This is a genomic window from Micromonospora siamensis, from assembly GCF_900090305.1.
Lineage (GTDB): Bacteria > Actinomycetota > Actinomycetes > Mycobacteriales > Micromonosporaceae > Micromonospora > Micromonospora siamensis.
Genome location: NZ_LT607751.1, coordinates 4,417,788 through 4,438,831, shown reverse-complemented (window position 1 = coordinate 4,438,831; position 21,044 = coordinate 4,417,788). Strand labels below are relative to the sequence as shown.

Below are 21,044 nucleotides of genomic sequence, written 5' to 3'. Positions count from 1 at the left end.
CGGCGTCGGGTGACGCCGGGCCCGGGTGACGGACGGGTCAGACCGTCGCGGTGTCGTGGGCGGCCTCCCAGGCGCCGTACCCGCCGAGCAGGTCCGAGACGTCGGTCCGGCCGGTGGCGCGCAGCAGGCTGGCCGCCACCGAGGAGCGGTAGCCGCCGGCGCAGTGCACGACGACGGGCCGGTCGGTCGGCACCTCGTCCAGGCGGCGGGTCAGCTCGGCGAGCGGGACGTGGACGGAGCCCGCGACGAGGCCCTGCTCCCGTTCACCGGCGTTGCGGACGTCCAGCACCACCGGGACGTCCGGCCGGGCCAGGGCGTCGCGCAGCTCCGTGGCGGTGACCCGGCTGGCCCGGCTCGTCTCGTCGGCCATCTCGAGGAGGGCGCTCTCGGGCTCGCGCAGGTAGCCGAGGACCCGGTCGAAGCCGATCCGGGCGAGGCGTACGACGATCTCCTCCTCCCGGTCCTGCGGGGCCACCACGACGACCGTGCGGTCGGGGGCGACGATGCTGCCGGCGGTCTCGGCGAACCGGCCGTCGGCGGGGATGTTGATCGAGCCCTGGACGTGCCCGGCGGCGAACTCCTGCGGGTCGCGGGCGTCGATCACCGCGGCGCCCTCGGTGCGGGCGGCGCGGAACTCGGCGACGGTCAGCGGCCGGGCGGCCCGGGTGTGGTCGAACAGCTCGCGGGCCTTGCGGTTGAGCACCGCGTCGAAGGCGAAGTAGCCGGGCGCGGTGGGCTGTCCACCGGTGACCAGGGCGACGAACCGCTCCTCGCTCATCGGGGCGCAGGCGTAGTTGGTGCGGCGCTGCTCGCCGATGGTGGACTGCCGCTCGGTGGAGAGGTTCTTGCCGCAGGCCGAGCCGGCGCCGTGCGCGGGGAAGACCCGCACCTCGTCGGGCAGGCCCATCAGCTTGCGCTGGACGCTGTCGTAGAGCATGGCGCCCAGCTCGTCGGCGGTGACGCCGAGCGAGGCCAGCAGGTCGGGCCGGCCCACGTCGCCGATGAACAGCGCGTCACCGGTCATCACCCCGTACGGCACGGCGTCGCCGGCGCGCTCGTGGACCAGCACGCTGATCGACTCCGGCGTGTGCCCGGGCGTCTCCATGATCTCCAGGGTGACGTCACCGAGGCTGATCCGTTCGCCGTCGCGCAGCTTGCGGCTCGGATACTCGGTCTCGGCGCGGTGCCCGTAGCCGATCCACGCCCCGGTGGCGGCGGCGACCTCGAGGTGGCCGGCGAGGAAGTCGGCGTGGAAGTGGGTGTTGATCACCCCTTCGATGGTCAGGCCGTGCGCCCGGGCGTCGGTCAGGTACTCGTCGACGTCGCGGCGCGGGTCGACGAGCACCGCCCGCCCGGTGGTCTCGTCGCCGACCAGGTACGACGCCTGGGAGAGGCAGTCCAGGTAGTACTGGGTGAACAACATGGCGTGGAACTCCTTCGCAGTGATGAGCGGCGATGCACCTAGCCTAGCGCATACCCCCGGGGGTATATTCCGGGCCGAAGGTCCCGATCTCCCGGGGGTCGTCGGGCCCCTGCCCGAATCAGGCGCGGGTGCCCTGGGTCACCGGGTGGCCGGCCCGGGACCAGGCCGCCGTGCCGCCAGCCACCGACCGGGCGTCGAACCCGGCGCGTTCCAGCACGTCGGCGCCCACCTTGCTGCGGTTGCCGCTGGCGCAGACGACGTACACGGTGTCCCCGCGCGGCACGTCCCCGAGGTTGGCCGTGAGGTGGCCGAGCGGGATGCACCGCGCGCCGGGGACGTGCCCGGTGACGTATTCGGCCGGCTCTCGCACGTCGACCACCGTCGCCCCTCGCGCGTGAGCGGTGGCGAAGGCCGTCAGGTCAACTTCTCGCATGGCTGTCCTCCTCGTCGCTTAATACCCCGGGGGGTATCTATGTCGGCGACGGTAGCGCGTCCGGCCTCGCGGCCGCCACCCGCGAGGGCGTACCCGTCGGGATGTCGGCGGCCGGTCCCGGACCAGGGCCTCGGCCGGCGGCGCTCCGCCCGCCGCTTCCGGCTCAGCGCAGCAGAAGCGCCGACGCGAGCGGGACGAGCGCGACCCCGTAGAGCCGGGTCAGTCGGCCCGGGTGTGCGCGGACGGCGACGCGGGCGCCCAGATAGGCGGCGGGTACCGCCGGTGCGGTGTGGGCCAACGTGACCCGCCGGTCGACGTGTCCGAGTGTCCAGTGCGTGACGCTGCCCGGCAGGGCGAGCGCGGCGGAGACGGCCAGCGAGGTGGCCAGTGCCCGGTTGATCGGCAGGCCCAGCACCGTCAGATAGAGCGGGGTGAGCAGGGCTCCCGCCACGGTCGCCGGGAGTTCGACGGCGACGCTCCAGGTGAGGACGCGCCGGGCCAGGTGGCGCCGGCGCCGGTAGGCGCCGGACGAGACGAGGGCGACCGGCAGGGCGGTCGGCAGCGGGGAGGCCAGCGCCACGAATGGCGGGACCCCGGCGAGGTGCGGCAGCGGGGTTCCCACGGCCGAGCCGCCCGCACCGAAGAGTCCTGCGGCCAAACCCGTGCCACCGCCGATCAGGAGGACGGCCGTCCCCTGCGTCAGGTCGTCGACCCGAGGGGCGGGAGAGGTCACCTCGGTTGTCTGCGGCGGGTCGCTTCCCGGAACTCCCGGCCGGCGAGCGGCAGTCGGAACAGGGGCGCCAGGGTGCAGAAGTCGAGCAGGCCCGCGGCGAGCGGGAGCACCCCCAGCAGGGCGAGCAGCCACCACCAGCCGCCGATCGACGCGCCGACCGCGATGAGCGCCGCGCCGAGGAGGACGCGGACGACCCGGCCGGCGGGTGAGTTCAGGAACCGAAGGACGGGCATGGGGACTCCATGAACAAATGCGGCAAAAAGCCCTGCTCGTCGATCAGCCTACCCGGGGGCGGGGCAGGGGGTGGTCGCGCGGGACGGGATCGTGCTGGTGGGCAGGTGACGAGCCGCCTGGCGACGGGCCGCTGGCCGGGAGTGCGGGCCGGTGTCCGCACTCCCGGCCGGCTCAGGCCGGGAGGGTCGCCAACGCCTCGCGCAGTCGGCCCGCTGCCTCGTCGGCGATCGCCGGCAACTCGGGCGCGTCGCTGAGCTGCACCATCACCTGCGGATCCATGGCCTGCACCACCGTGCTGTCCGCCCCATCCGCGCGTACCACGACGTTGCAGGGCAGGAGCAGGCCGATGGCCGGGTCCGCCTGCACGGCCCGGTGCGCCAGCGCCGGGTTGCAGGCGCCCAGGATGACGTACTCGGCCATGTCGACACCGAGCTTGTCCCGGAGCGTCGACCGCATGTCGATCTCGGTGAGCACGCCGAAGCCCTGGTCCTTCAGTGCCGTCCGGACGCGTTCCACGGTCGGGGCGAACGGCGCGGACAGCCGGACGGTCATCGCGTAGCTCATGCTCTGTCTCCCTCGGTCGGTTGCCTGCCGGCTCGGCCTGTCGACCGGGCGTCCCTTCGGCGATACCCGGGTGCGTTCGGGCCACGCCACGCGGCTTCCAGGCGTCGATCAGCCGCACGGATCCTCCTGACGGTGGGCAGCGGGGCGGCCGTCGAAAGGCGGGAATCCGCTCGCGGTCGGCGCGGTTGAACATACCGGTGGGGGTATGCGTTGGCGAGATGGAACCCCCCGGGGTATGTTGAGACGCAGGAGGTAGTGCGATGAAGCTTCGGCCTGAGATGACCGGCGAGGCGCTGACCCGGCTCAAGCGAGCCCGTGGGCAGCTGAACGCGGTCATCGAGATGATGGAGAACGGCGAGGACTGCCGGGCGGCGCTGACCCAGCTCGCGGCGGTCTCCAAGGCGATCGACCGGGCCGGCTTCAAGATCATCGCCTCCGGCATGCAGCACTGCGGCACCGTGCGGGAGCGGGGCGAGGAGCCGGAGATGACCGAGGAGGAGCTGGAGAAGCTCTTCCTGGCCCTGGCCTGAGCGAGGCGTCCGCTCGCGCCGTGTGACCGCGGCGCGAGCGGGTAGTACGCCGGTTGTTGGTTTCGACCGGTGCAGACGTGTCTTTCCTGCATACCCCCCAGGGTATGTCGAGAATAGAAGGGAGAACGGCATGGCAGTCGAGGTGTCCGTCATCGCGACGTCCTCGCTGGGCGACCGCAGCTACCTGGCCTCCGACGGGCAGGTGGCGATCGTGGTCGACCCGCAACGCGACATCGACCGGGTCCTGTACCTCGCCGGCGCTCAGGGCGTGCGGATCACCCACGTGGTCGAGACGCACATCCACAACGACTACGTCTCCGGTGGGCTGGAACTGGCCCGGGTGACCGGCGCCCACTACCTGGTGGCCGCAGCCGACGAGGTCGGCTTCGACCGCATGCCGGTGTCCGACGGTGACGTGGTGCCGGTCTCCGACGCCCTGCGCCTGCGGGTGGTCGCCACCCCCGGTCACACCTTCCACCACCTGTCGTACGCCCTCGACGAGGCCACCGACGGCGGCTGGCAGCCGGTGGGCGTCTTCACCGGCGGCTCGCTGCTGTTCGGCACCACCGGGCGTACCGACCTGCTCGGCCAGCAGCACGCCCACGAACTGGCCCATCACCAGCACGCCTCCGCCCGGCGGCTGGCCGACCTGCTGCCCGACGGGGCCCAGGTCTGGCCCACGCACGGCTTCGGCAGCTTCTGCTCGGCCAGCCAGGCCGACGCCCCCGACTCCACCATCGGCCGGGAGAAGCAGGCCAACCCGGTGCTGCGTCTCGCCGCCGACCAGTTCGTCACCGAGACCCTCGCCGGTCTCGACGCCTACCCGGCCTACTACGCCCACATGGGCGTGGCCAACAACGCCGGCCCGGCCCCGGTCGACCTCAGCCCGGTCACCCGGGCCGACGCCGGTCAGCTGCGGGAGCGGATGGCCGCCGGCGAGTGGGTGGTCGACCTGCGCCACCGCAAGGCGTACGCGGCCTCGCACCTGGCCGGCACGGTCAGCCTCGGCCTGGACGGGCCGATGTCGACCTGGCTCGGCTGGCTGATCGACTGGGGGGTGCCGATCACCCTGCTCGCCGAGACCCCGGAACAGGTCGCGGACGCCCAGCGGGAGCTGGTCCGCATCGGCATCGACCGGCCGGCCGCGCAGGCCACCGGCGTGGCCGAGCAGTGGGCCGCCGACCCCGGCCAGCTCCGCGAGCTGCGGATGGCCGACTTCCCGGCCCTGGCCGCGGCCCGGGCGGGGAACGTCCGGGCCGACCTGCCGGCTGCGGACGTGGTGCTCGATGTACGGATGACCAACGAGTGGCGCGCCGGCCACATCGAGGGCGCCGTGCACATTCCGCTGCCCGACGTGCCCAAGCGGCTGGGCGAGCTCCCGGCCGGCGCGGTGTGGGTGCACTGCGGCTCCGGCTACCGGGCCACTGCCGCGGCGTCGCTGCTGGCCAACGCCGGCCGCGAGGTCGTCGTCATCGACGACAAGTTCGACCAGGCCGCGGACGCCGGCCTGGAGATGGTCACCAACCCCTGACCCACGTGTACGACCACCGGCTGGCGTCGTCCGGCGCTGGCCGGCATCCCCTTGCCATCACCTGTGGCGCTTTGTTCTAGAAAGAGGAGATATGACTACTTCTGAGACCGCCCGGCCCGCCACCCTCGACGCCGCCAGCCTCCGCGAGCTGGTCGACTCCGGGCGCGCGCCGCGCCTGCTGGACGTGCGTACGCCGGCGGAGTTCGAGACCTCGCACATCCCCGGCTCCTACAACGTTCCGCTGGACCTGCTCAAGGAGCACCGCGAGGAGCTGCGCAACCACCTGGACGAGGACGTGGTGCTGATCTGCCGCTCCGGCGCCCGCGCCACCCAGGCCGAGCAGACCCTCGCCGGGGTCGGCCTGCCGAACCTGAAGGTCCTCAACGGCGGCATCATGGCCTGGCAGGCCGCCAACGCCCCGATCAAGCAGGGCGCCCCCCGTTGGGACCTGGAGCGGCAGGTCCGTCTGGTCGCCGGCTCCATCGTCCTGGCCAGTGTCGTCGGCTCGGTGTTCGTGCCGCAGCTGAAGTGGGTCGCCGGGTTCATCGGCGCCGGCCTCACCTTCGCCGCGGTGACCAACACCTGCGCGATGGGCATGATGCTCGGCAAGCTGCCCTACAACCGGGGCGCCAGCTGCGACCTGGACACCATCGTCGGCCAGCTCCGCGAGAGCGGCGGGGGGCGGGCATGACCGCGACCCTGGCCCTGACCATCGGACTGGCCGTCCTGATCGGCGTCAGCCTCGGCCTGCTCGGCGGCGGCGGCTCCATCCTCGCCGTGCCGCTGCTGGTGTACGTCGCCGACCTGCCCGCCAAGGAGGCCATCGCCACCTCGCTGCTGGTCGTCGGCGCCACCAGCGCGGTCGGTGTCCTCCCGCACGCCCGCGCCCACCGGGTCCGCTGGCGTACCGGCCTGATCTTCGGCCTCGCCGGCATGACCGGCGCGTACGCCGGCGGCCGGCTGGCCGAGTTCATCCCGGCCGGCTACCTGCTCACCGGCTTCGCGGTGATGATGCTGGCCACCGCCGTCGCGATGATCCGCGGCCGGCGCTCCGCCGAGGGCAAGCCGGTGCCGCACGAGCTGCCGGTGTTCCGGGTGATCATCGACGGCATCGTCGTCGGCCTGGTCACCGGCCTGGTCGGCGCCGGTGGTGGCTTCCTCGTGGTGCCCGCCCTGGCCCTGCTCGGCGGCCTGCCGATGCCCGTCGCGGTCGGCACCTCGCTGGTGGTCATCGCCATGAAGTCCTTCGCCGGCCTGGCCGGCTACCTCTCCAGCGTGCAGATCAACTGGGGTCTCGCCGCCGCCGTCACCGCCGCCGCGATCGTCGGCAGTTTCCTCGGCGGCCGGCTGGCCGGGAAGATCCCGCCCGACGTGCTGCGCGTCTCGTTCGGCTGGTTCGTGGTGGTGATGGGTGTCTTCGTGCTCGGCCAGCAGCTGCCGGCGGAGCTACGCACGAACCCGCTGCTGTGGAGCGGAGCGGGCGTCGCCGTCGCGGGCGCCCTGGCCATCACGGTCCACCGCGGCCGACGCCGGACGCGGGCGGACCGCGAGCCGGCCGACCGCGAGCTGGCCGCACCCGGTCCCCGGCGCTGAGCCGGTCTGGCGACGCGACCGAAGGCGACCGGGCGACAATGACGACCGCCGGCAACCGCCGGTCGTGCGGCACGGAGGTGAGGGTGACCATGGACAGTACGGCGTGGGACGAGCGGTACGCGAGCGCCCCGGAACTGGTCTGGACGGCCGAGCCGAACCGCTTCGTCGTACGGGAGGTCACCGGCCTGACCCCGGGTCGGGCCGTGGACCTCGCCGCCGGGGAGGGGCGTAACGCGGTCTGGCTGGCCCGGCAGGGCTGGCAGGTCACCGCCGTCGACTTCTCCCCGGTGGCGGTCGAGCGGGGCCGGGACCTGGCCCGCGGCAGCGGCGTCACCGTCGACTGGCAGGTCGCCGACGTCACCCGGTACGCGCCGCCGGCCGACTCGTTCGACCTGGTGCTGATCGCCTACCTGCACCTGCCGGCGGCCGACCTCGCCACGGTCCTGTCCCACGCCCGCGCGGCGGTACGCCCCGGCGGCACCGTCCTCGTCGTCGGCCACGACCTCGCCAACCTCACCGGCGGCACCGGTGGGCCGCAGGACCCGGAGATCCTGCTGACCCCGGAGTCTGTGACCCGGGCGATGTCGGGGCTGCGCATCGACCGGGCCGAGACCGCCCACCGGCCGGTCGACGTCGACGGTCGCACCGTCGACGCCCTGGACACCGTGGTCGTGGCCCGGCGGGACGCCGCGTAGGGCGGCGGCCAGGGTCGTGGCCTGGCGGGACGCCGCGTAGGGCGGCGGCCAGGGTCGTGGCCTGGCGGGACGCCGCGTAGGGCGGCGGCCAGGGTCGTGGCCCGGCGGGACGCCGCGTAGGGCGGCGGTCAGGCCAGGCGGTCGACGGTGGCCGGCACCAGACCGTGCCGCCTGGCGACGCCGACGAGTTCGCGCAACATCCAGCGCAGACTGTGCGGGTCGGCCGGCTCGGCGGTGACGTCGATGCACCACGCGGCGCCGCCCCCGACCCGGCGCAGCTGCCAGCGGACGTCGGTGTCGTTCACCCGCAGGCGACCCGTGCCCCGCAGCCCGGGCTCGCTGCGACCCGGCCCGGTGTTCATCCGCAGCACCGCGCCCAGCCGGTCCAGCCGTCGCTCGTCCGGGTCCCCGGCGAAGAGCACCCGGTGGACCACCGGGCCGGCTCCCAACCGCAGCGGGGCACCGGACGCCAGCGGCATGTCGTCGCGGAACCGGTGGCGCAGCGCCGCCTCGTCCGGGAGGGCACCACCGCCCAGCCGGTCGTAGAACGCGACGGCGGCGCTCCGGTCCACTGCCGACAGCCGGTTGCGCAGCCCCGCGTCGGCGCGGACCGCGCGGGCGAAAGCCGCCGAACTCCACCAGCCCCCCTCGGCCGGCGACCAGCCGGCGCTGCGCAGCCGCGCGGCGGAGAGGTCGTCGGCGAGCACGAACTCCTCCACGAGCAGCGCGGACGGCTCGCCGTGCCCAGCGTCGGTGTGCAGCAGGTAGTAGTCGAGGGTGCCGCGGCTTTCCTTGGTCATCTTCGGACCGTACCCGGGGTTCGTGGGGCGGCCCGGGGACGCCGGGCGGCGGGTCTCAGCGGGTTGGGTCCAGCGGGTGGACGGTACGGGCGGCGATGCCGGCGAGCTTGTCGGGGTTGGCCACGTTGTGGATGCCGACGATCCGGCCGTCGTCGGCCACGTCGAGGGTGAGTGTGGCGATGACCCGGCCGGAGCCGCTGAACAGGATGCCCGGCCCGCCGTTGACCTCGACGATCTCGATGGTCATGTCGGCCAGTGCGACCCCCTGGTAGGGGCGGTCGCCGAGGGTGGCGAACCAGGTGGCCACCTTGCGCACGCCGGTCACCGGGCGCATCGCCTGGTGCACCTTGCCGCCGCCGTCGGTCCACACCGTCACGTCGGGCGCGAGCAGCTCGAGCAGGGTGTTGAGGTCACCGCCGGCCGCGGCGGCGAGGAACCGCTCGGTGACCCGCCGCTGCCGCTGCCGGTCCGCCGGGAACCGGGGCCGCCGGGCCCGTACGTGGTTGCGGGCGCGGTGCGCGGCCTGCCGCACGCTCTCCTCGGAGCGGCCGACCGCCTCGGCGATCTCGGCATGGCCGAAGTCGAAGACCTCCCGCAGCACGAACACCGCGCGCTCCAGCGGGCTGAGCGTCTCCAGCACCACCAGCATCGCCATCGACACGGACTCGGCGGCGCCCACCTCGTCGGCGGTGTCGCCGCTGGTAAGGATCGGCTCGGGCAGCCACGGGCCGACGTACACCTCGCGGCGCGCCTGCGCCGAGCGGAGCCGGTCCAGCGCCAGGTTCGACACGATCCGCACCAGGTAGGCCCGGGGGTCGGCGACCGCCGACCGGTCCGCCGCCGACCAACGGACCCAGGCGTCCTGCACCGCGTCCTCGGCGTCGGCGGCGCTGCCGAGGATGCGGTAGGCGACGCCGAACAGCAGGTTCCGGTGGGTCGCGAAGGGTTCGTTCACCGTGGCTTCCTCCACCGTTCAGGCCGCGGCGCCGAGCGCCAGGACGGCGACGACCGGCGCCAGGTACAGCAGCGGGTACGGGATGTGCGCGTACGAGTGGGCCCGGACCACGGTGACGACGGCACCGAGGAAGTAGAGCACGAGACCGACGCCGGCCAGCACCCCGATCGCCGGCACGAACAGTCCCACCAGCAGGCCGAGCGCGCCGGCGGCCTTGGCCGCGCCGAGCCACGGCCACCACGGGCGGGGAACGCCGTACGCGGCCAGCGAGTCGACCACCCACGGGGCGCCGCGCAGCAGCGAGAAGGCGGAGAAGCCGACCCAGAGGGCGGCGACGACGGTGACGACGGTGTACGCGGTGGACATGGTCCTGCTCCCTGCGGTTCGTGCGGTGCTGACGAACAGGTGACGGGAGCGCCGCCCGTGCCGTGAAGCGGCGTGGCGCGGGTCACAACCGCCGGCCGCACTGCGCCGTCAAAACCCGCGGACTGGCTGCACGCGGCCGTTGACGCCCTGATGACGCGCGGTTCGGCACCGTCACACGACGAGAGCCGCACCGCCGTCCCGGGTTGCCGTCGAAGGAGACCTCATGATCAGGACGATGCTCCGGATCCGTGCCCGCCCCGGCCACGCGGAGGCCGTCCGGTCCGCCTGCCGTGCCGCCGTCGCGCAGCTCGCCGGCCTGCCCGGCAACGTCGGGCGGGAGCTGCTGCTGGACGCCACCGATCCGCGCACCTTCATGCTGGTCACCGAGTGGGTCGACGAGCCGGCGCTGCTGGCGTACGAGCGGGGGCCGGTCGCCGCGGCGCTGGCCGACGCCCTCGACGGGCGGCGGGAGACGCCCGGACCCGACGACCACCGGGTGATGTCCGACCGGGGCGGCGCCGGGTCGAGCATCTTCGTGGACGTCGAACTCACCGTGCCCGCCGACCGGCGTGCCGAGTTCGACCGGGGCTACCCGCAGGTCCTGGCGCGGATGTCGGCGCTCCCCGGCTACCTGCGCGAGGACCTGCTGCGCGAGCCGGACTCCGACGTCCACCACATCTTCGCCGAGTGGACCGGTGAGGCGGAGTTCTTCCGGTGGATCCGCAACCCGGCGCACGCCCGGGAGGAGGCCGGCCCGATCGCGCCGTTCCTGCTCGACATCCGCCGCCGGCTCTTCCACCGCACGGTCCACCCCGGCGGGTCGGAGTTCCAGCCCGACAGCGGGGCAGCTGCCAGCACCGACAAGGAGATCGACGTGCACACGACAACGGACGTACTCATCGTCGGGGCGGGGCCGACCGGGCTGACCGCCGCCATCGAGCTGGCCCGGCGCGGCGTCGACTGCCGGGTCGTGGAGAAACAGGCCACCCCGCCGGCCCACGCCGACAAGGCGATCGGGGTGCACTGCCGCACCATGGAGCTCTGGGACGAGCAGGACGTCGTGCGCGAGGCGATGGACGCCGGGATCTGGCTGACCGGCAACATGGTCTTCGTCAACGGCCAGCAGACCCACCGGATGAGCTGGGAGCTGCCCGGCCTGCCGTACGCGCACCTCGGCCTGCCGCAGTACGAGACCGAACGGATCCTCACCGAACGGCTCGCCACCCTGGGCGTACGCGCCCGGCGCGGAGCGGAACTGCTGGCGTTCACCCAGGACGACGAGGGCGTGACCGCCACCCTGGCCACCCCGGCCGGCGAGGAGACCGTACGCGCGAAGTACCTGGTCGGCTGCGACGGCGCGCACAGCCGGGTCCGGGAGCTGCTGGGGTTGACCTTCACCGGCGGGCTGGGCCGTTTCCCGCAGCTGTTCATGCTCGGCGACGTCGACGTGAACTGGGACATGCCGCCGGGGCACCTGCTGCGTTTCCTGCACGAGACCGACGGCCAGATGGACGGCATGCTGGTCTGCGTACCGCTGCGTGGCGAGAACCGCTACCGGATCGCGACCCTGGCGCCGCCCCGGTTCTTCGCCCAGACCGGCGGCAAGGACGCCCCGCCCGGGTTCAGCGAGGAGCTGGCCGAGCCGACGCTGGCCGACGTACAGGTCGCGCTGGACCGGCTCGCCCCGCCCGGCACCCGGGCGTCGAACCTGCGCTGGTCGTCGATCTTCCGGATCAGCCACGGCATCGTCGACCGGTACCGCGACGGCCGGGTCTTCGTCGCCGGTGACGCCGCGCACCTGCACCCGCCGGCCGGCGGCCAGGGCATGAACACCGGCATCCAGGACTCCTGGAACCTGGCCTGGAAGCTCGCCCTGGCGGTCCGGGGGATCGCGGCGCCGGGGCTGCTGGACAGCTACGAGACCGAGCGGCGGCCGGAGGGGGAGGAGATCGTCGGCCGGGCGGTGCGGATGGCCTTCACCGACGAGCTGGACCGGGCGGACCTGGAGCGGCAGTTCCTCCAGGAGATGTCGATGCTGCTCAGCTACGCCGACAGCCCGCTGGTGGGGGAGTCCCTGGCGGCGCCCGAGGCGCTCGCCGCCGGGCCGCGCCCCGGCGACCGGGCGCCCGACGTGGGCGGCCTGCGCCGCCGCGGGGTCGGCCATCCGCTGCGGCTGCGCGACCTGACCCGCGGCACCCGGCACACCCTGCTGGTGTACGCGGACGCCTCGGCCGACCCGGCGACGGTGGCGGCCGTGCCGGGGCTCTGCGCCGACGCCCGGTCCCGGGCCGGCGGCGACCTGGACGCGTACCTGCTGCTCGACCCGGCCGCGCCCGACCCGGGGCTGCTCGCCCCGCCGGCGCTGGTCGACGCCGAGGGGAGCTTCCGGGACCGGTACGGGGCCGGCGGCACCTCCCTGTACCTGATCCGCCCGGACGGGCACGTCGCCTTCCGCAGCCAGCCGGTGGACGCGGACGCGCTGCGCAAGAACCTGGACCTGGTCTTCGGCGGTGCGCGATGAGCACCGTGCGGACCGTCCTGGCGATGCGGACCCGGCCCGGCTGCGAGGAGCGCTTCGAGGCGGAGTGGCTGGCCGCGGCGGAGCAGATCGGCACCCTGGACGGCTGTCTGCGCCAGGACCTGGTCCGCGACGCCGACGACCCGCGCACCTACCTGGTGATGAGCGACTGGGCCGACCGGGAACGGCTGGACGCCTTCGGGCGCAGCGAGCAGCGCGACCGGCTGCTGCGGGTGATCCGGGAGCTGCGCGAATCCGCCGAGCGGCACACGTACCAGGTGCTGCACAGCATGCGCGCCGACTCCGGGGAGGCACGATGACCGACGAGACGGTGCCCGCCGAGCAGCTCTACACCGACGAGTTCGCCGCGAACCCGTACCCGTCCTTCGCCCGGCTGCGCGCCGACGCCCCGGTCTGTCCGGTGAGTTCGCCGCGATTCGACCAGTACCTGATCACCCGCTACGACGACGCCCGGGCGGCGCTGGTCGACCCGCGGCTCTCCAAGGACCTGTACGGCCCGGAGCAGCACTACCTGAAGATCTTCGGACCGAACTCCGAGGCGTTGAACCGCAACATGCTCAACGCCGACCCGCCGGAGCACACCCGACTACGCCGGATGATCTCGCAGGCCTTCGCCCCGCGCCGGATCGAGGCGTTGCGTCCCCGGGTGGCGCAGATCGTCGACGACCTGCTCGACAAGGTCGTCCCGAGGGGCGAGGCGGAGCTGATGGGGGACTTCGCCATCCCGCTGCCGATGAGGGTGATCTCGGAACTGCTCGGCATCCCGCCGGCCGACCACGACCGGGTGCTGGACTGGACCCAGGTGATCCGGACCTCCGGGTCGTCGCGGCGCAGCCCGCAGGAGGAGCGGGCGGCCGTGCAGGAGGCCCAGCTGCGGCTGCACCACTACCTCGCCGGCCTGGTCGCGGCGAAGCGGGCCCACCCGGCCGACGACATCGTCAGCGCGCTGATCGACGCCTGCGACCAGGAGGGGAAGCTCTCCGAGGCGGAGCTGGTCACCACCACCTTCCTGCTGCTGTTCGCCGGCCACCAGACCACCGCAGACTTCCTCGGCAACGCGGTGGTGGCGCTGCTGACCCATCCCGACCAGCTCGCCCTGCTGCGGGACCGCCCGGAGCTGCTGCCGTCGGCGGTCGAGGAGCTGCTGCGCTTCGACGGGCCGCTGCCGGTGGCCAGCCCCCGGATCGCCACCGAGGACCTGGAGTACCAGGGCCGGCGCATCCCGGCGGGTTCGCTGGTCGGCGTGGTCATCAACTCCGCGAACCACGACCCGGGGCACTTCACCGACCCGGACCGGCTGGACCTGCGCCGGGTGCGGGGACCGCACCTCGGCTTCGGGTACGGCGTGCACTACTGCCTCGGCGTCTCGCTGGCCCGGATGGAGGCGCGGATCGGGATCGGGGCGCTGCTGCGTCGGCTGCCCGGGCTGCGGCTCGGGGTGCCGGTCGACGAGCTGCGCCGACTGCCGGCCGCGTCGCCGTTCCGCGGCCTGCTGGAACTCCCCGTCACGTTCACCATCTGACCACCCCACTCACCCTAGGAGCAGTGATGACCTTTCGGAACGTGATCGTCTGTCGGATGGTGCCCGGCGAGGAGAGCGAGCGCGTCGTCGCCGACACGTTCGGCTACTACGACCGGACCACCCGACCGCAGGACCTCGGCGTGATCGGCCGTACCCTGCTGTCCTTCCACGACCTCTACATCCACGTGATCGAACGGGTCGCCGACCCGGCGGTGACCGGCCAGACCCGAGGGCTGCCCGCCTTCCAGCAGATCGCCGAGAAGATCGCCCCGTACGTGACGCCGTACCCGCGCTACTGGAAGAACCCGTCGGACTCGGTGGCGAAGCCGTTCTACCACTGGGAGCCGGCCGAACCACCGGACGGGGAGACCACCGCCCCGAACCGGACCATCATCGTGGCCCGGATCAAGCCGGGCGCCGAACCGGACGTCGCCCGGATCTTCGCCGAGTCCGACGCCGGTGAGCTGCCGAAGCGGCTGGGCGTCACCGGGCGGTGGCTCTACTCCATCGACGACGTCTACCTGCACGTGCTGGAGCAGACCGACGCGTCGTTCGCCGCCGTGCGGGAGAACCACGACACCCCGGCCTTCTCCAAGATCCAGGAGGACCTGAGCCCGTACATCAGCGCGTACGACCCGGAGAGCTGGAAGGGCCCGGAGGACGCGGTGGCCAAGGAGTTCTACCGCTGGCAAGCCGAGGACTGACCCGCCGCCTTGTTGGCGCGATGTGCGGCGTACCGCGGTCTCCGCTGGCGGGGTTCGCCCGGCTTGCGGCAAGTGGAGAGCCCCGCCGCGGCCCGGGACGACCCGGGCCGCGGCGGGGCCCCGGCGAGGCGCATCCGCCGCCTACACTCCGGGGGTGAGCCGCACCCCGAACCCGGTGTACCGACCGACCCCACCCGGCACGTCGGCCGCCGTCCTGGGAGCGCTGTCGGTCGTCGTCGGGGCGTTGGTCGTGGCCGTCACCGTCGGGACGTCCGGCTCGGCTGCGGCGTTCGCCGTCGGGGCACTGATGGTGATCGGCGGCCTGCTGCTGCGGATCGAGGCGGCGATCCTGCTCAGCGGCGGCCGGAGCGCCACACCGAACGACGGTCCGGCGTCCGGTCCCTCCACCGGGGACCGGGACGGAAGGTCCTGACCCCGGCGCGCTGTCTACTACTGTGGCGTACCCGCGACTTCCGGCTCGCCGCGTGCGCGACGTGACCGAGCTGCCCGCCTGGCCTGAACCGCCCCCTCACCGTGAGGCGCTGCCTCGACGGGACCGTGTCACCTCCGGGACCGTGATACCTGAGAGGTATCAATATGACCCTGAGGTATCCCGCTCGCGGAGATGTCCGCCGCCGCCGTCCGCACCGCCGCCGTCCGCACCACCGGTGACGGGACTCCGTCGGCTATGGTCCCTGTCGTCGGCGTCCAGGGGCACCGGCGTCAGCGTCGGGACGGGTCCGCGCGGCCGGGCACGGCACGGAGGGACGGTCCACGGTGGCAAGAGCACGCGCGGTGGTTCCGAAGCTCCTGCTGGGGCTGGTCCTGGTCGCGCTCGTGGTCTCCGGCATCGACCCGTACGACCGGCTGACCTGGCTGCTGGAGACGGTCTGGGTGATCGTCGGGGTGCCGCTGGTGCTGGTGACCTGGCGGCGGTTCCCGCTGACCACGCTGCTCTGCTGCCTGCTGGCCGTGCACGCGCTGATCCTCGTCGCGGGCGGGCACTGGACCTACGCGCGCACCCCGCTGGGCGACTGGGTGCGCGACGCGCTCGACCTGTCCCGCAACCCGTACGACCGGCTCGGTCACTTCGCCCAGGGCTTCGTCCCGGCGATCCTGGTCCGGGAGATCCTGGTCCGCCGCTCGCCGCTGCGCGGCAGCCGGTGGCTCGCCCCGTTGACGGTCTGCGCCTGCCTGGCGTTCAGCGCCTTCTTCGAGATGATCGAGTGGTGGGCGGCGGTGGCCGGCGGGTCCGCCGCCGACGACTTCCTGGCCACCCAGGGCGACGTCTGGGACACCCAGTGGGACATGTTCCTCGCCCTGGTCGGCGCGGTCACCTCGCTGGCGCTGCTCAGCCGTTGGCACGACCGGCAGCTGCCCGCCCCCGACGCCCGGCCGGCCACCGTTCCCGCGCTGGTGGTGTGACGGGCCGGGGGAGGGCCGGCACCCTCCCCCGGGGCGGGTCACCAGGTCAGTCCATAGCCCTGCGGAAAGAGCGGGACCTGCCCGTCGCCTGCGTTGATCGGCTGCTGGCTGACCGAGTTCATCCAGGTCATCGGCAGTTTGCCGGTGGGCGCGTACCCGCCGAAGAGCACGTCGGCGACGCCGGCGCCCTCGGTGCCGGGCAGCCACGACGCGAGCAGCGCGTTCCAGTTGGGCAGCTCCGCGGCGACGTCGAGCGGGCGGCCGGACGCCAGCACCACGATCACCGGCACGCCCGCCTTGCGCAGCGTGGAGATGGTCCGTAGGTCGTCGCGGTCCAGGCTCATGCTGCCGGTCCGGTCACCCTGGCCCTCGGCGTACGGGGTCTCGCCGACCACCGCGATCGCGGCCCGGTAGCTGGCGTCGATGCCGGTGCCGCGCTGGTTGTAGGTGACCGTCGAGGTGGGACCGACGGCGGCCCGGATGCCCTGCAGGACGCTGGTGCCCGGGGTGATGTTCCCCGACGAGCCCTGCCAGGAGATGGTCCAGCCGCCGCTCTGGTTACCGATGTTGTCGGCGTTCTTGCCGGCGACGAAGATCTTGTTGTTGTCCCGGGCCAGCGGCAGCACCCCGCCCGAGTTCTTCAGCAGCACCTGCGACTCGCGGACCGCCTGCCGGGCCAGCGCCCGGTGCGCGGCGTCGCCGACCGTCGGGGTGAGGCTCCGGTCGGTGTACGGCCGCTCGAAGAGCCCCAGCTCGAACTTCTTGGTGAGGATGCGCCGGTTGGCGTCGTCGATCCGGCTGAGCGCGACGTGCCCGTTCTGCACCTCGGCGCGGAGCGTGCTGACGAAGGTCTTCCAGGCGGTCGGGACCATGACCATGTCGATGCCGGCGTTGATCGCGGCGGTGACCTCGGCGGCGGTGAAGCCGGACGCGCCGTCGATCTGGTCGATGCCGTTCCAGTCGGAGACCACGAACCCGGTGAAGCCCAACTCGCCCTTCAGCAAGGTGTTGATCAGGTACGCGTTGCCGTGCAGCTTCACCCCGTTCCAGCTGCTGTAGGAGATCATCACCGAACCGACGCTGCGCTGGATCGCGGCCTGGAACGGCGGCAGGTGGATGGCCCGCAGGTCGGCCTCGCTCAGCGCGGTGTCGCCCTGGTCGTCGCCGCCGGTGGTGCCGCCGTCGCCGAGGTAGTGCTTGGCGGTGGCCAGCACCGAGGTCGGGCCGCCCAGGGTGGCGCCCTGCAACCCGGTGACGAAGGTGGTCATGCTCGACGGGATGTCCGGCGTCTCGCCGAACGACTCGTACGTCCGACCCCACCGGTCGTTGCGGGCCACGCAGAGGCACGGCGCGAAGTCCCAGTCGATGCCGGTGCCGGAGACCTCCTCGGCGACCGCCTGGCCGATCTGCTGCACCAGCGCCGGGTCGCGGGTGGCGCCGAGGCCGATGTTGTGCGGGAAGATCGTCGCCCCGTACACGTTGTTGTGTCCGTGCACCGCGTCCACGCCGTAGATCATCGGGATGGCCAGCGGAGTGGCCAGGGCGGCGCGCTGGAAGCCGTCGTACATGTCGGCCCAGCCGGTGGCGGTGTTGGGCGAGGGGGCCGAGCCGCCGCCGGAGAGGATCGAGCCGAGCCGGTAGGTGGTCAGGTCGGCGTTGGTCACCGAACCCCGCTCGGCCTGGGTCATCTGGCCGATCTTCTCGTCCAGGGTCATCCGGGACAGCAGGTCGGCGACCCGGGTGGCCACGGGTAGCGTGGGGTCCTGGTAGGGGAGGGCCGCGGCGGTGGCGGACGTCGGGGCGACCAGCGCGGTGACCGCTAGCAGGAGCAGGGCGAGGCTCAGGGGACGGCGGACGCGACGGCGGTGGTGGCGGGTCACGGTCACTCCTTCCGGAGGAACTTCGGCGGCCGTTCACCGGCACCCTATGCCGGCGTCGCATCGAAGAACACCGCTGAAAGGTGGGTTCGGTGAACAACCCTTCCGATGCCGTCGGGGCGGCGCTGCGTGCGGCCCGGGCCGACGCCGAAGCGCAGATCGCCGCACTCACCCTGGATCTGAAGGGTGTCATCGACGCCTCGCTGGACTCCAACGCCGACGACGAGCACGACCCGGAGGGCGCCACCATCGCCTTCGAGCGTGCCCAGGTCGCCGCGCTGCTGGCCGGGGCGCACCGGCGGGTGGCCGAGCTGGACGAGGCCCTGGCCCGCCTGGCCGACGGCAGCTACGGCGTCTGCGAGCGGTGCGGGCAGCCGATCCCGGCCGAGCGGCTGGCGGTCCGGCCGTCCGCGCGTACCTGCGTCGGCTGCGCCCGCTGACGTCGGGTCCGGCGTGCGGGCCGCACCGCGCGGGCTACCGTGGCGGAAGATCACCTGAGGCGAGGGAGCGGAACGTGACGGACTACGGCCACGAGCTGGCCTTCGGCAGCTTCCTCACCCCCGACGCCCGGCACCCCGAGCAGGTCGTCGCCCTGACCCGGCTCTGCGAACAGGTTGGCCTGGACTTGGCCACCTTCCAGGACCATCCGTACCAGCCGGGCTTCCTGGACACCTGGACGCTGATGTCCTACCTGGCGGCGGCCACCAGCCGGATCCGGCTCAGCGGCAACGTGCTGAACCTGCCGCTGCGCCAGCCCGTGGTGCTGGCCCGCAGCGTCGCCAGCCTCGACCTGCTCTCCGGCGGCCGGGTCGAGCTGGGTCTCGGTGCGGGCGCGTTCTGGGAGGCGATCGAGGCCAACGGCGGCCGTCGGTTGACCCCCGGGCAGGCGGTGGACGCCCTGGACGAGGCGATCCGGATCATCCGGGAGGTGTGGGCCACCGACCGGCGGGGCGGGGTCCGGGTCGACGGCGAGCACTACCGGGTGCACGGCGCCAAGCGCGGCCCGGCACCCGCGCACGAGGTGGGCATCTGGGTCGGCGCGTACAAGCCGCGGATGCTGCGGCTGGTCGGCCGGGCCGCGGACGGGTGGCTGCCGTCGCTGGCGTACCTGCCGAAGGGGGCGGCCGAGCTGCCCGCGATGAACGCGCTGGTCGACGAGGGCGCCGAGGCGGCCGGCCGGGACCCCGGGGCGGTACGCCGGCTGCTGAACGTCTCCGGGGAGTTCACCCCCACCCGGTCCGGGTTCCTGGCCGGCCCGCCCGCCCAGTGGGTGGAGGAGCTGGCCGGCCTGGCCGTCGAGCACGGCATCTCCACGTTCGTCCTGGGCGCCGACGACCCCACCACGATCCAGCTCTTCGCCCAGGAGGTCGCCCCCGCCGTGCGGGAACTGGTCGCCGCCGAGCGCGCCGAACCCGACCCCCAGGCTCGCACCGCCGCCGTCGAGAAACAGCGCGAGGTGGTCGAGGCCGGCGCCGCGCCCGCGCTCGCCGTCCGCCCCACCCCCGACCCGGGGGTACGCCTCACCGAGCACGGCCGGTGGGACGAGTCCACCCGCCCGACGGCCCCGCCCGCCCCCGCCGGGCAGACCTACACCCCGCACCAGCAGGCCGTCGGCGCGCACCTGGTCGACGTGCACGACCACCTGCGCCAAGAACTGCGCCAGGTACGCGACCTGCTGGAACAGGTCCGGCGGGGGATCGTCTCGGCGGGGGAGGCCCGGGGCGTGCTCAACCGGATGACCATGCGGCAGAACAACTGGACGCTCGGGGCGTACTGCGCCGCGTACTGCACGATGGTCACCCAGCACCACGGACTGGAGGACAACTCCATCTTCCCGTACCTGCGTCGCGCCGACGCCGGGCTCGCGCCCGTCCTCGACCGGCTGGAGCAGGAGCACGTGGTGATCCACGACGTGGTGGAGGGGGTGGACCGGGCACTGGTCGACCTGATCCGCGAACCCGGCGACCTGACCGCCCTGCAACGGGCCGTCGACGTGCTCACCGACACCCTGCTGTCGCACCTGTCGTACGAGGAGGAGCAGATCGTCGAGCCGCTGGCCCGGTACGGCTTCTACGCCGGACAGGTGTGACGGGTTAGGGCTTGCGGGCGACCGCCGCGTACATCGACGCCTGCGCCACCGGGGTGCGCTGCTCGGGCGCGTCGTCGGGCAGCCACTCGGTGACCGGGGTGATCCCCGGTTCCAGCAGCTCCAGCCCGTCGAAGAACGCCGCGAACTGGTCCCGACCGCGGAACGCCATGTCGATCATGCTGCTGCGGGTGGACGGGGCGGCGGTGGCCGCGATCTGTCGGGGCACCAGGTCGGTGGTGGCGTGCGAGATCACCACGTGGCTGCCCGACGGCAGCGCGTCCACCAGCCGGCGGGTGACACCGTACGGGTCGTCGCCGTCGGGCAGGAAGTGCAGGATCGCGATCAGCATCAGCGCGACCGGCCGGTCGAGGTCGAGCGTCGCCCGCAGCTCGGGGTCGGCCAGGATCCGCTCCGGGTCCCGCAGGTCCGCGTCGACGTACGCGGTGGCGCCCTGCGGTGAGCTGGTCAGCAGGGCCCGGGCGTGCGCCAGCACGATCGGGTCGTTGTCGACGTAGACCACCCGGGACTCCGGGGCCACCGCCTGCGCGATCTCGTGCATGTTCGGGCTGGTCGGGATGCCGGTGCCGATGTCCAGGAACTGCCGGACGCCGGAGCGCGCCAGGTGTCGGGTGACCCGCTGCATGAACTTCCGGTTCTCGATCACGGTCGTCCGGATCGACGGGTACGCGGCGGCCACCGCGTCACCGGAGGCCCGGTCGGCGGCGAAGTTGTCCTTGCCGCCCAGCCAGTAGTCGTAGCGGCGGGCGGCGTGCGGCACGCTCGGATCGATCCGCGACGACGGTGGGCGCTCCTCGGGCCGAGGCGGCGTGCCGGGGGTGGGCGTCTCCGTCATGGCTGCCTCCGGTGCTCAGTGGACGGTCGACGCCGATCGTAGCCGGTCATGATCGCCCCTCCGGACCCGTTGGGCGGCGTCGGCGTAAGGCTTCACCACGGCGGCCACGTCAACGGTGGCGCCGCGGTCGGCACCGTCGGATGGCACCGGCTCAGCTGTCATCCACCGGATAGCGGCT

The 21,044-nt window shown here is 73.3% G+C and carries 23 protein-coding genes; 13 read left to right on the top strand and 10 right to left on the bottom strand.

What is annotated here, in order from left to right:
- Nucleotides 1-37: 37 nt before the first annotated feature.
- The 5 genes from GA0074704_RS20520 to GA0074704_RS20500 form a co-directional block, all read right to left on the bottom strand.
- Complete coding sequence (locus tag GA0074704_RS20520; protein ID WP_088972001.1) at nt 38-1,423, bottom strand: MBL fold metallo-hydrolase; 1,386 nt, start codon at nt 1,421-1,423, stop codon at nt 38-40.
- 118 nt (nt 1,424-1,541) lie between these two features.
- Complete coding sequence (locus tag GA0074704_RS20515; protein WP_088972000.1) at nt 1,542-1,856, bottom strand: rhodanese-like domain-containing protein; 315 nt, start codon at nt 1,854-1,856, stop codon at nt 1,542-1,544.
- A 163-nt stretch (nt 1,857-2,019) separates the two neighbouring features.
- Nucleotides 2,020-2,589: a sulfite exporter TauE/SafE family protein gene (locus GA0074704_RS20510; RefSeq protein WP_088971999.1), complete on the bottom strand. Its 570-nt coding sequence runs from the start codon at nt 2,587-2,589 to the stop codon at nt 2,020-2,022.
- Nucleotides 2,586-2,822 (bottom strand): YgaP-like transmembrane domain, encoded by a 237-nt coding sequence (locus tag GA0074704_RS20505; protein ID WP_088971998.1) that lies wholly within the window; start codon nt 2,820-2,822, stop codon nt 2,586-2,588. The genes GA0074704_RS20510 and GA0074704_RS20505 overlap by 4 nt, the downstream gene beginning before the upstream one ends.
- Nucleotides 2,823-2,994: 172 nt before the next feature.
- Nucleotides 2,995-3,387: a DUF302 domain-containing protein gene (locus tag GA0074704_RS20500; RefSeq protein WP_088971997.1), complete on the bottom strand. Its 393-nt coding sequence runs from the start codon at nt 3,385-3,387 to the stop codon at nt 2,995-2,997.
- Nucleotides 3,388-3,647: 260 nt separating this feature from the next.
- Here GA0074704_RS20500 and GA0074704_RS20495 point away from each other — a divergent pair, with 260 nt between their 5' ends.
- The 5 genes from GA0074704_RS20495 (at nt 3,648) to GA0074704_RS20475 (ending at nt 7,736) form a co-directional block, all read left to right on the top strand.
- Nucleotides 3,648-3,917 (top strand): metal-sensitive transcriptional regulator, encoded by a 270-nt coding sequence (locus GA0074704_RS20495; RefSeq protein ID WP_088971996.1) that lies wholly within the window; start codon nt 3,648-3,650, stop codon nt 3,915-3,917.
- Nucleotides 3,918-4,047: 130 nt separating this feature from the next.
- Nucleotides 4,048-5,448, top strand: a complete 1,401-nt coding sequence (locus GA0074704_RS20490) for an MBL fold metallo-hydrolase (protein ID WP_088971995.1) — start codon at nt 4,048-4,050, stop codon at nt 5,446-5,448.
- A gap of 91 nt (nt 5,449-5,539) precedes the next feature.
- The gene (locus tag GA0074704_RS20485) at nt 5,540-6,139 is read left to right on the top strand and encodes a rhodanese-like domain-containing protein (protein WP_088971994.1); all 600 of its coding nucleotides are present in this window, start codon (nt 5,540-5,542) and stop codon (nt 6,137-6,139) included.
- Nucleotides 6,136-7,041 carry a sulfite exporter TauE/SafE family protein gene (locus GA0074704_RS20480; RefSeq protein ID WP_088971993.1) on the top strand — a complete coding sequence of 302 codons (906 nt, stop codon included), beginning with the start codon at nt 6,136-6,138 and terminating at the stop codon, nt 7,039-7,041. The genes GA0074704_RS20485 and GA0074704_RS20480 overlap by 4 nt, the downstream gene beginning before the upstream one ends.
- A gap of 89 nt (nt 7,042-7,130) precedes the next feature.
- Complete coding sequence (locus GA0074704_RS20475; protein WP_088973844.1) at nt 7,131-7,736, top strand: class I SAM-dependent methyltransferase; 606 nt, start codon at nt 7,131-7,133, stop codon at nt 7,734-7,736.
- 128 nt (nt 7,737-7,864) lie between these two features.
- Here the strand turns inward: GA0074704_RS20475 and GA0074704_RS20470 are convergent, their stop codons facing one another.
- The 3 genes from GA0074704_RS20470 to GA0074704_RS20460 are packed head-to-tail and all read right to left on the bottom strand — an operon-like array spanning nt 7,865 to nt 9,857.
- Nucleotides 7,865-8,536, bottom strand: coding sequence for a hypothetical protein (locus GA0074704_RS20470; RefSeq protein ID WP_088971992.1), 672 nt, complete (start codon nt 8,534-8,536; stop codon nt 7,865-7,867).
- A 55-nt stretch (nt 8,537-8,591) separates the two neighbouring features.
- Entirely contained in the window at nt 8,592-9,491 is a 900-nt protein-coding gene (locus tag GA0074704_RS20465; protein WP_197697556.1) for an RNA polymerase sigma-70 factor, read from the bottom strand.
- 18 nt (nt 9,492-9,509) lie between these two features.
- Entirely contained in the window at nt 9,510-9,857 is a 348-nt protein-coding gene (locus GA0074704_RS20460; RefSeq protein WP_088971990.1) for a DoxX family protein, read from the bottom strand.
- 223 nt (nt 9,858-10,080) lie between these two features.
- On the opposite strand from GA0074704_RS20460, the gene GA0074704_RS20455 reads away from it, so the two are divergent.
- From GA0074704_RS20455 to GA0074704_RS20430, 6 genes are all read left to right on the top strand, one after another.
- The gene (locus GA0074704_RS20455; protein ID WP_088971989.1) at nt 10,081-12,378 is read left to right on the top strand and encodes an FAD-dependent oxidoreductase; all 2,298 of its coding nucleotides are present in this window, start codon (nt 10,081-10,083) and stop codon (nt 12,376-12,378) included.
- A complete protein-coding gene (locus GA0074704_RS20450) occupies nt 12,375-12,695 on the top strand; it encodes a putative quinol monooxygenase (protein ID WP_088971988.1) in 321 nt (106 codons plus the stop codon). The genes GA0074704_RS20455 and GA0074704_RS20450 overlap by 4 nt, the downstream gene beginning before the upstream one ends.
- The gene (locus GA0074704_RS20445) at nt 12,692-13,918 is read left to right on the top strand and encodes a cytochrome P450 family protein (protein ID WP_088971987.1); all 1,227 of its coding nucleotides are present in this window, start codon (nt 12,692-12,694) and stop codon (nt 13,916-13,918) included. The genes GA0074704_RS20450 and GA0074704_RS20445 overlap by 4 nt, the downstream gene beginning before the upstream one ends.
- Nucleotides 13,919-13,944: 26 nt before the next feature.
- Nucleotides 13,945-14,622 (top strand): TcmI family type II polyketide cyclase, encoded by a 678-nt coding sequence (locus tag GA0074704_RS20440; RefSeq protein WP_088971986.1) that lies wholly within the window; start codon nt 13,945-13,947, stop codon nt 14,620-14,622.
- A gap of 154 nt (nt 14,623-14,776) precedes the next feature.
- On the top strand, nt 14,777-15,055 hold the full coding sequence (locus tag GA0074704_RS20435) for a hypothetical protein (RefSeq protein WP_088971985.1): 279 nt from the start codon (nt 14,777-14,779) through the stop codon (nt 15,053-15,055).
- Nucleotides 15,056-15,417: 362 nt separating this feature from the next.
- The gene (locus GA0074704_RS20430) at nt 15,418-16,047 is read left to right on the top strand and encodes a DUF2238 domain-containing protein (RefSeq protein WP_231926610.1); all 630 of its coding nucleotides are present in this window, start codon (nt 15,418-15,420) and stop codon (nt 16,045-16,047) included.
- Between the two features lie 38 nt (nt 16,048-16,085).
- Here GA0074704_RS20430 and GA0074704_RS20425 read toward each other — a convergent pair whose 3' ends face one another.
- Complete coding sequence (locus GA0074704_RS20425; protein ID WP_231926608.1) at nt 16,086-17,927, bottom strand: glycoside hydrolase family 3 protein; 1,842 nt, start codon at nt 17,925-17,927, stop codon at nt 16,086-16,088.
- An 89-nt stretch (nt 17,928-18,016) separates the two neighbouring features.
- Between GA0074704_RS20425 and GA0074704_RS20420 the strand changes: the two genes are divergently transcribed.
- Nucleotides 18,017-18,364, top strand: coding sequence for a TraR/DksA family transcriptional regulator (locus tag GA0074704_RS20420; RefSeq protein WP_231926606.1), 348 nt, complete (start codon nt 18,017-18,019; stop codon nt 18,362-18,364).
- A gap of 74 nt (nt 18,365-18,438) precedes the next feature.
- Nucleotides 18,439-20,013, top strand: coding sequence for an LLM class flavin-dependent oxidoreductase (locus tag GA0074704_RS20415; RefSeq protein ID WP_088971982.1), 1,575 nt, complete (start codon nt 18,439-18,441; stop codon nt 20,011-20,013).
- Nucleotides 20,014-20,017: 4 nt separating this feature from the next.
- Here the strand turns inward: GA0074704_RS20415 and GA0074704_RS20410 are convergent, their stop codons facing one another.
- Entirely contained in the window at nt 20,018-20,866 is an 849-nt protein-coding gene (locus tag GA0074704_RS20410; protein ID WP_088971981.1) for an SAM-dependent methyltransferase, read from the bottom strand.
- Between the last annotated feature and the right edge of the window lie 178 nt (nt 20,867-21,044).

Coding starts and splice junctions, on each gene's coding strand:
- GA0074704_RS20520 (WP_088972001.1), bottom strand. CDS start 1,423: ATGTTGTTCACCCAGTACTACCTGGACTGCCTCTCCCAGGCGTCGTAC.
- GA0074704_RS20515 (WP_088972000.1), bottom strand. CDS start 1,856: ATGCGAGAAGTTGACCTGACGGCCTTCGCCACCGCTCACGCGCGAGGG.
- GA0074704_RS20505 (WP_088971998.1), bottom strand. CDS start 2,822: ATGCCCGTCCTTCGGTTCCTGAACTCACCCGCCGGCCGGGTCGTCCGC.
- GA0074704_RS20500 (WP_088971997.1), bottom strand. CDS start 3,387: ATGAGCTACGCGATGACCGTCCGGCTGTCCGCGCCGTTCGCCCCGACC.
- GA0074704_RS20495 (WP_088971996.1), top strand. CDS start 3,648: ATGAAGCTTCGGCCTGAGATGACCGGCGAGGCGCTGACCCGGCTCAAG.
- GA0074704_RS20490 (WP_088971995.1), top strand. CDS start 4,048: ATGGCAGTCGAGGTGTCCGTCATCGCGACGTCCTCGCTGGGCGACCGC.
- GA0074704_RS20485 (WP_088971994.1), top strand. CDS start 5,540: ATGACTACTTCTGAGACCGCCCGGCCCGCCACCCTCGACGCCGCCAGC.
- GA0074704_RS20480 (WP_088971993.1), top strand. CDS start 6,136: ATGACCGCGACCCTGGCCCTGACCATCGGACTGGCCGTCCTGATCGGC.
- GA0074704_RS20475 (WP_088973844.1), top strand. CDS start 7,131: ATGGACAGTACGGCGTGGGACGAGCGGTACGCGAGCGCCCCGGAACTG.
- GA0074704_RS20470 (WP_088971992.1), bottom strand. CDS start 8,536: ATGACCAAGGAAAGCCGCGGCACCCTCGACTACTACCTGCTGCACACC.
- GA0074704_RS20460 (WP_088971990.1), bottom strand. CDS start 9,857: ATGTCCACCGCGTACACCGTCGTCACCGTCGTCGCCGCCCTCTGGGTC.
- GA0074704_RS20455 (WP_088971989.1), top strand. CDS start 10,081: ATGATCAGGACGATGCTCCGGATCCGTGCCCGCCCCGGCCACGCGGAG.
- GA0074704_RS20450 (WP_088971988.1), top strand. CDS start 12,375: ATGAGCACCGTGCGGACCGTCCTGGCGATGCGGACCCGGCCCGGCTGC.
- GA0074704_RS20445 (WP_088971987.1), top strand. CDS start 12,692: ATGACCGACGAGACGGTGCCCGCCGAGCAGCTCTACACCGACGAGTTC.
- GA0074704_RS20440 (WP_088971986.1), top strand. CDS start 13,945: ATGACCTTTCGGAACGTGATCGTCTGTCGGATGGTGCCCGGCGAGGAG.
- GA0074704_RS20410 (WP_088971981.1), bottom strand. CDS start 20,866: ATGACGGAGACGCCCACCCCCGGCACGCCGCCTCGGCCCGAGGAGCGC.